General features: G+C 61.2%; 3 protein-coding genes and 1 pseudogene. All 4 read left to right on the top strand.

Features of this window, described 5'->3' with window-relative positions:
* On the top strand, positions 1-1483 hold a 1483-nt coding region (locus DDA93_RS16370), incomplete at its 5' end, for a hypothetical protein (RefSeq protein ID WP_165802650.1).
* A 351-nt stretch (positions 1484-1834) separates the two neighbouring features.
* Positions 1835-3763 carry an AAA family ATPase gene (locus DDA93_RS14310; protein ID WP_024475819.1) on the top strand — a complete coding sequence of 643 codons (1929 nt, stop codon included), beginning with the start codon at positions 1835-1837 and terminating at the stop codon, positions 3761-3763.
* A 383-nt stretch (positions 3764-4146) separates the two neighbouring features.
* Positions 4147-5142, top strand: a pseudogene (locus DDA93_RS14305) (PDDEXK nuclease domain-containing protein).
* A gap of 147 nt (positions 5143-5289) precedes the next feature.
* Complete coding sequence (locus DDA93_RS14300; RefSeq protein WP_084442801.1) at positions 5290-5853, top strand: SRPBCC domain-containing protein; 564 nt, start codon at positions 5290-5292, stop codon at positions 5851-5853.
* The last annotated feature ends 147 nt before the right edge of the window (positions 5854-6000 follow it).

Raw genomic sequence — 6000 nt, 5'->3', positions numbered from 1 at the left:
GCACGCCGACGACGGGCACCTGCGCGGGTTCGACGGAGCACAGGACCCGGCAGCCGTCCTCGCCTACCGCCTCGAGCAGCGCATCGACGCCGCCCACAACCTCCTCGCCAACGCCGACCAGCGTCCCCTCGGCGCCGTGCCTGACGAGCACCTGACCCGCCTCGCACAGCAAGCCACGAAGTACGCAGCAGGAACCGAGCTGCCGCGCCGGGCACCCGGAGAAGGGCCGATGGACACGCAGTGGGCGGCTCGCCCGTTCGCACTCATGCGCACCGACGAGCTCACCGATGCCCTGTCCCGGATGCAGGCCATCGACCCGACCCAGACAGTCGACGCGTCCACCCGTCATGCCCAAAACAAGGCACAGTGGACGGTGCAGGCAATGACCGTCGAGCTGGAACGCCGCCAAAATCTTTCCCCGACGCAGGCCACCATCGAGCGCACCGCACGCGGGGAGGATCCCCGCTCCGCACACCAGGTCACCATCGGCGACGCCATCAGGAACGAGCAGCAACTCCGCTCCGTCGCACTGCCACAGGCCAGCACGGAGAGCATGCGGCCAGCGGCCGCCACGTCGGTCAGCGATGACCTCGCACCGTCTGTGCTCTTGCGCAATGAGTTGGTGCCGGTCTCCTACCGGACTGAGCTTGACCGGCTGCGGGCGCACCTCGGGCGGAGGCTCATGGTCCGGGGCGCGCAGCTCGCGGAAGAGAAGCCAGTCTGGACGAACGCGCTCGGGCCCGTCCCCGGGAAGGACGCGAAGGCAGCCGAGTGGCACCGCATCGCGGCCGAGACCGAGGCATACCGGAACCGGTACAACATCGGCACCCATGAGACTGCGTTGATTCCCCAGCAGTACCGGGATGATCCGACCGCGCAGCGCCTCATCGAACGCGCCACCGCCCTACACAAGCACAGCGAGCTCACTACCGTTGCACCGCGGACGGCCACGCAGATCCAGCAGGGGACGGACGAGGCCGCGATTACTGACCGCATGACGACCGAGCAGGCAGCAGCCCGCCGCGTCATCGACCGGATGCGAGCAGAACGCGCCGCAGCCAGCGACACCTTGCCGGCGCCGCAGCAGCGCGAGGCACGCATCGTGGACGCCTTACAGGCCGAATCAGCTCCGCAGCAGGGCGACGATATGTCGGCCGCGGTCGCCCGTGTGCTCACCAGGCACCGCGCACAGGCGGCGGCCGCTGCTGCAGATACGGCAATGCCGCAGACGCCCAAGATCGACGGTAATTCCGCCCGCGGCCCACAGGACCAGAACACGAAGCAGCCCCACGTGAATGAGACCAAGGATGCCACCCATTCCACCAACCGCAACTCAGGGTGGGGAAAGAAAGCCGAGGAAGCCGTTCAGCGGAAAAAAGCCGCCTCTGAGAAGCCCACAACGAAGTCTGCGCAAAAAGAAGCGGCATCCGCCGCCCGTAAGGCCGCGGAAGCCGCAGATCGAAGTAGAGGTAGATCGCTGTAGCTTCCGCAGCTCCACCTCGGCGCTTTGGAAGGACCAGTCAGAGCCTTTTCGGTGATCGGCGCGCCGCTAAAGTACTTTTTTGCCTTCGATTAGCTTTGCGTTGGCACTCCTAATTCGACCACCTGGAGGCCAGAGGCGGGCGTCGACCACGCCACGAGCAGTGAGCGCACGACGACGCTGCTCTCGGTAGCCTAAATGTTAACACCGTGTCGGATCCACTGCGATGCTGTTGAACAAAGGCAGGATGATCGGAAGCCCAGTAAAGGACGGAACCATGATTGATCCGCAAGCAAGCCAGCGACGTCTACCTCAGGGTAGTTCCCAGCCCCCGTTCTCTTCGGCGGTCAACTGATGCGCTGCTCGCGCATTGAATTTGAGGGGTATCGGCGGCTGGCTAGCGCGTCGACGAACATCGATGGTGACATCACAGCCTTTGTTGGTTTCAACGAGGCGGGCAAGACCACCCTCCTGTCGGGACTCGCCTGGTTCAGCGCGGGCGGTGCCTTACGCGTGACGGACAAGAACCGAACTCGTCCACCGCAGGGCGATACCTCAGAAGTTGTGCGTATCTTCTTTGAACTGAGTAAGGAGGACAAGCAGGCGATTATTGACATTCCATGTGAGACGCCGCCAACTTCGATTTCTCTGGCTCGGAAAGTCAACGATGAGCGCTCTTACACGCTGAGGCCGTGGCCGCAACGTCCTAGGATGCCGTTTACATTGGCGCTTGCTCGCCTGGAAAGGGCCATGGCTTCCCTGCCAATCAAACCCGACACGGACCTCGAACTGAAGAATGACGAAGAAGATGATGGCCCCTTTGAGTGGGCATCCACGCTTGCGTCGGCTTTGAAAGACCCCGATCGTGGTTGGGACAGTGCGGACTTCACGGCCCTGGCAGAGCTCCGTGATTGGCTACTTGTTGTCCCTGACCGACGCAAGACGCCTCGTGACGCCAAACTCGTAGCGTTGCTTGAGGCGGCCGGAAACCTTGCGAGGCGCGTCCACCCGACAGACGAGATTTGGGAGGTGCTGCGTCTTCGGATGCCTCAGTTCGTTCTTTTCAAGGATGAGCACCGAACCATTGAGTCGACCTATGAACTGACCCCACCGCAGCGAGCAATACCGCCTGCGGTCAACTCATTGCTGCACATCGCTGGTGTCGATCTCGACGTCCTGTGGACGCACATACAGAACGGTGACAGCACTAACCGCGCGACGCTCCTGGAGCGTGGGAACGAGCGACTGCAGAACCTGTTTTCGCAGGCGTGGAATCAGTCGGGGATCACTGTCCGACTCAACGTCGACGGCACACTGTTGGAGATTATGGTCCGCGAACTTTACGAAGGCGGAGACGTAACGAACATCGGCGAACGCAGCGACGGGCTACGAACCTTCGTTGCACTTGTCGCGTTCTTGGCCGCCGGTGAGTTTTCGGTACCGCCCATCCTTCTCATCGACGAGGCGGAGACGCACCTGCACTACGACGCTCAAGCCGACCTAGTCGGAGTGCTCCTGAAGAACATCAACGCCACACAGGTCTTCTACACCACGCACTCGCCAGGTTGTCTCCCGAGCGATCTAGGAACGGGCATCCGCGTCGTCGTTCGCGACCCGGAGCACGCAAACGCAAGCGTCATCAGGAACAACTTTTGGGAGGGGGAGGGCCCAGGGTTCTCTCCGCTCCTCTTCGCCATGGGCGCAAGCGCCGCTGCATTCTCAATGTGCCGCCAGGCGGTTCTGGCCGAGGGAGCATCGGACATGGTGCTCCTTCCCACCCTCATTCGTAAGGCGACCGGCCTCTCCGACCTCGACTATCAGATAGCCCAGGGGTTGGCCAACGCGCATGGATCCGGCATCAGAGTTGAAGAAGTCGCAGCTAAGGTTGTCTACCTCGTCGACGGAGACCAAGGCGGAGCGGACCATGTAGATCTACTCGTGGCTGCCGGTGTCGACCGGAAGCGAACCTGCTCGCTTCCTGAAGGCCACGCTGTGGAAGACCTCATCGAGCCCACCGCCTATCTCAAGGTCGTCAACGGATTCCTAGACATCATGGGTCAGAAGCTGAGATTCGGCGTCGACGACCTCGTACAGGGTGAGCCGATCGCTAAGACGTTCCAAGATTGGGCGAAGAAGAACCGAGTTCGGACGCCCAGCAAGGTGGAAGTCGCTTACGCACTGCTGCGGCACGACTCGTTACGCCTCACCGCCAGGGGAAAGCAATCACTCGTTTCGCTGCACCACAAGTTTACGAAGGCATTCGAGGCAAAGCCGTCGACATGAAGTCGAACGGTCTAGGGGCTAGGAACGCTGCGCGACGTCGGCGTCCCTGTTATTCGGCACGATGACCGCCGCGGAACAGCGCGCTCGGCCTACCCTTGTTGGACTCACTGCAGTGTTCGACCAAATCTCCGTAGGAGATGCAATGTAGGAGGCCACTTAGGCCCTTTCAAACCCTTGAATTGGCATACCGTTTGGGTTTACTCTTGGTCAACTTAAGTCGGCAGAGGATCAACTATCGGTCCTGCTACTAAGTAGTTGCGGGGTACCAAGGATGGATAGGGGAGGCTGTTCCTTTATGAGGAGCCCGACACCAAGGGCGACCAGGATGACAGCCAGATAGCCCAGCCTCCGACGTCGCACTGCCTGATGAATACGGCTCGGCGCTGCAGGCGCTAAAAGATCGAGTACGTAGTGCCCGCCACACCGCCCAGCGGACCGTCAATACGCAGCTGATCGAGCTGTACTGGGGCATCGGTCGAGACGTCCTCGCGCGCCAGGAGCAGGACGGATGGGGGAGTAAGGTCATCGCGCGCCTGGCATCCGACCTTCGAGGTGAGTTCCCGGACATGACCGGTCTTTCGCCACGGAACCTGCAGTACATGACGACCTTCGCCAGGCAGTCGCCGGGGGAGTCAATTGCGCCACAACCTGTGGCGCGATTGCCATGGGGCCACATCCGCGCGATCCTTGACAAGAACCTCGGCTCTGACGCCCGCAACTGGTATGCCGCGGCGGCAGTGGAATACGGGTGGTCTAGGAACGTACTGATGAACATGATCATGAACAAGTCGATGGAGCGCACCGGGGCTGCGCCGTCGAACTTCAGCCGCCAGCTGGCAGCCGCTGATTCCGAGCCAGCCCAGCAGGTAGCGAAGGATCCGTATGCCTTCGAGTTCCATGAGCTTTGCGGCGAGGTGGCCGAGCGGAATCTGGAGCAAGCCCTCATGGACCGTATCTGCGACACCCTTCGGGAACTGGGTCCCGGGTTCGCGTTCGTCGGCCGGCAGGTACACCTCTAGGTCGAGGGCGACGACTTCTACATTGACCTGCTGTTCTTCCATGTCGAGCAGTTGCGCTACGTCGTCATCGAACTCAAGACCGGGAAGTTCCAGCCAGAATACGCCGGGAAGCTGAAGTTCTACGTCGCCCTGGTCGACGACAAGCTCCGCCGCGCAACCCACAACGACACCGTCAGGATCCTGATCTGCAGCAGCAAGAACGACCACACCGTCCGCTACGCTCTCGGCCGCTCCGAGTCACCGATGGCCGTGTCCACATACACGTACGAGAACCTGCCAGCCGCGGAACAACGCGCTCTGCCGGCAGCCGACGAACTCACCGCCGCCTTCGACCAGATTGCATCGGAGAGCGCTGAGTAGGAGGGGATTGCGCTTCTCTTCGAACCGCTGCCTGACATAACGTGGATTACCGGCGGTAAGCATTGTGAACGGCAATGAGGAGACTTCCGCGGAAACGGTATGGGGTTAAGTCATGACGTGTTCATATATGGCTTGTAGCCTCTCGGCATGACAGCAGCGACATCAGGGAGCCCAGCAGTTCCGGATCGTGGTCAACGACGTACACGACTATTCGTGGTACTTGGTGTGCTGCTTGTAGTGCTTTTGGGTGCCATTTTGTGGCAGCGTGCTAATCCTTTCGTCATCGAGACCTCCGTTGAGATCGATGCATCGCCCCGGGTGGTGTGGAGTGTGCTGACCGACTTCGGCGCCTACCCGGAGTGGAACCCCTCGATGGTGGGTATGACTGGTGAGCTGGAGGCCGGCCGCAGCCTCAAGTTTTCGACTGACGCAACCGAGGATGCACTGACCTTTGAACCAGTAGTGCGGGAGGTGCGACCGAACGAGCATCTCCGATGGGAGGGTAGCCTCCTGGTCACCGGCCTGTTCGATGGCGAGCACGTCTTCGAGCTCGAACCAATTGCCGATGGCGGCACGCGTCTGGTTCAGTCGGAGTACTTCCGCGGAGTTGCGGTTCCATTTCTCTCAGATTGGCTGGATAACAATACGCGCCCGGATTTCATCGCAATGAACGAAGCTCTCCGCGACCGCAGTCAATTGCTCGCCGACTGATGTTCCACTACCCGACTTGTGTTGGCTTACGCGTTGGAGGGGCTTCCAGACGCGAAGTAGCGCGCCCTGCCTATAGCCGACGAACCCACGGCGGCGTTCGATCAAGTTGGGCGAAGAGCACCGAATAGGAGGGGTTCTCACCCCTCC

The organism is Arthrobacter sp. Bz4 (assembly GCF_003075455.1).
Lineage (GTDB): Bacteria > Actinomycetota > Actinomycetes > Actinomycetales > Micrococcaceae > Arthrobacter_D.
The sequence above is the reverse complement of the archived record's forward strand: the minus strand, read 5'-3'. Positions and strand labels throughout refer to the sequence as shown.

Excerpts from the sequence above, each read along its gene's own strand:
- DDA93_RS14310 (WP_024475819.1), top strand. The coding sequence starts at position 1,835 with ATGCGCTGCTCGCGCATTGAATTTGAGGGGTATCGGCGGCTGGCTAGC.
- DDA93_RS14300 (WP_084442801.1), top strand. The coding sequence starts at position 5,290 with ATGACAGCAGCGACATCAGGGAGCCCAGCAGTTCCGGATCGTGGTCAA.